Source organism: Ideonella sp. P3_A4 (assembly GCF_056403075.1).
Map to the genome: position 1 here is coordinate 1 of NZ_JBFUGE010000797.1, position 2,413 is coordinate 2,413.

The 2,413-nt window shown below is 65.0% G+C and carries 3 protein-coding genes; all 3 read left to right on the top strand.

Annotated elements, in window-relative coordinates; genetic code table 11:
* The coding region (locus tag AC1DYI_RS32840; protein ID WP_477208303.1) for an HPF/RaiA family ribosome-associated protein at positions 1-265 on the top strand (265 nt) is incomplete at its 5' end.
* A gap of 14 nt (positions 266-279) precedes the next feature.
* Positions 280-1,248: a DnaJ C-terminal domain-containing protein gene (locus tag AC1DYI_RS32845; RefSeq protein WP_477208304.1), complete on the top strand. Its 969-nt coding sequence runs from the start codon at positions 280-282 to the stop codon at positions 1,246-1,248.
* Positions 1,249-1,445: 197 nt separating this feature from the next.
* Positions 1,446-2,413, top strand: a 968-nt coding sequence (locus tag AC1DYI_RS32850) for a response regulator (protein WP_477208305.1), incomplete at its 3' end; no start/stop codon positions are given.

A 2,413-nucleotide genomic window follows, 5' to 3' on the forward strand; every position in this document is an offset into this window, starting at 1 on the left:
CGTCAACGCTGCGCTCGGTCGCTTCGGCGAACGCGTCACCCGCGTCGACGTTCATCTGTCCGACGCCAACAGCCAAACCAAGTCTGGCACCGACGACATTCATTGCATGCTCGATGCACGGCTCAGCGGCGAAGAAGTCATCGTCGTGAACGACAGCGCCGCCAACGCGCACCAGGCCATCGCCGGGGCGGTGCACAAGCTCAAGCGCGCGATCGGTGCCGCCATTGCCAAGCACCATCCACGCCATCAGCCAGTGCAGCCCTGACGGTCGTCGTCCGCATGGATTTCAAGGACTACTACGCCACGCTGGGCGTCGAGCGAAGCGCTTCTCACGACGAGATCAAACGCGCGTACCGCAAGCTGGCTCGCAAGTACCACCCCGATGTCAGCAAAGAGCCCGCCGCCGAGGCGAAATTCAAGGAAGTGGCCGAGGCCCACGAAGTCCTGATCGACCCCGAGCGCCGTGTCGCTTACGACGAGATCGGCAGGCGCCACGAGCGCGGCCAACCCTTTGAGCCGCCGCCGGGTTGGAGCAGCGGCTTCGAGTTCAGTGGCCGCGGCGACGGCGCCAAGCCACCTGGTGACGACGCAGCATTCAGCGAATTCTTCTCGTCGCTGTTCGGTCGCGAGCAAGGCGCCGGGCGCGGGCGGCGCCACGCTGCCGCCAACGGTGGGCACAGGCCGGGAGACGATCATCACGCCAAGATCGAGATCGACCTGCTCGACGCTTACCGTGGCGCGCAGCGCACGATCTCTCTGCGCATGCCGGTTACCGACGCGCAAGGGCGGGTCACGCTGCAGGATCGGCAGCTCGACATCAACATCCCCAAGGGCCTGCGCGCGGGCCAGCAGTTGCGGCTCGCCGGCCAGGGCGCCGCGGGCCAGGGTGGGGCTCCTTCGGGCGACCTGTACCTGGAGATCCAGTTCCGGCTGGACCCGCGGTTCCGTGTCGAGGACCGCGACATCTACGTCCACCTGCCCGTCACACCGTGGGAGGTCGCGCTCGGCGCCACCGTGACAGCGCCAACACCCGAAGGGGACGTGCAGCTGACCATTCCGCCGGGTTCGGGCGCTGGGCGCAAGCTTCGTCTCAAAGGCCGCGGCCTGCCAGGCAGGCACCTCGGCGACCTGTACGCCGTCTTGCAAATCTCTCTGCCGCCAACGACCACTGAAGCGCAGAAGCAAGCCTACGCGGCGCTGGCGAGCACCTTCGCCGACTACAACCCCCGCGACACGCCGGAACCTTGACCGTGGCTCGACCTCTCCTGAAATCGCCACCCATGTGTTCGCTGGCGCAMAGTGATTCGTCGACAAGCAGCGGATAAGGTGTTGTGCGAAGCCAGGAAAAGAGGGGAGAGCACATCCCCCTTTTTCTTGCGGTCGATTCGACCGCGATGCCGCAGTACTCAGTCGGCGAACCGCACACAGTCCTGGGAGGACTCAGTATGTCGTCGCTGTCGTCGCTGTTATCGCGTGAGGTTCGTCTGCTTCTGGTCGATGACGACCCATCGGCTATCCAGATCATGGGCCGCATGCTGGCGGCGTATCCCGATCAACGCTTTGCGACCTCGGGCGAAACCGCGCTCAAGCTCGCCCGCGAATCGACACCGGATCTGATCTTGTTGGATGTCGACATGCCCGGCATGACGGGGTTCGAGGTCTGCGAAGGATTGAAAGCAGACCCATTGCTGGCACACGTGCCGGTCATCTTTGTGACGAGCCACGACGAGTCTTCCCTGTTGAAGGTGAGAGCCTGGCAAAAGGGCGCGGCCGACTTCATCACCAAACCACTGGTCGCTTCACAGTTGATATCGCGTGTGAGCGCACATCTGCGCGCCAGGCAGCTTGTCGAAGATCAAAAGCGCCACGGCCCTTCTTCGTACACGCCGCCCCGGCCGCCGAGCGCGCAGGTGCCGCGGCTGCTGATCGTCGATGACGACATCGCATCGATCCACATCCTGCGCCACACACTGGCAGCGATGGGGGATCTTCATTTCGCCAAGTCCGGGGAGGAAGCTCTGCAAATCGCCCGGCGCCTGCTGCCGGACCTCATCCTGCTGGACGCGCACATGCCCGGCGTCGACGGATTCGATGTGTGCAGATCCCTCAAGGCGGAGGCACCCTTCATGCACGTGCCGATCGCGTTCGTCACCCGCTTCTCCGACCCGCGATACGAGATGCGCGCGCTCGATCTCGGCGCTGCCGACTTCATCGCCAAGCCTTACACGCCAGCGGTGCTGCAGGCGCGCGTGCGCAATCTTCTCGACCTGAAGCGGCGCACCGACGCCGAGTTGCAGGCTGTCCGGGAGCATTGGCGCCAGCTCGGCGACGCGCGCGTCGCCGACATCGTCGGCGCGGCTTCGGATGCCATCGTGACCTACAACGCCGCGCATCAGGTGGTGCTGATCAACGC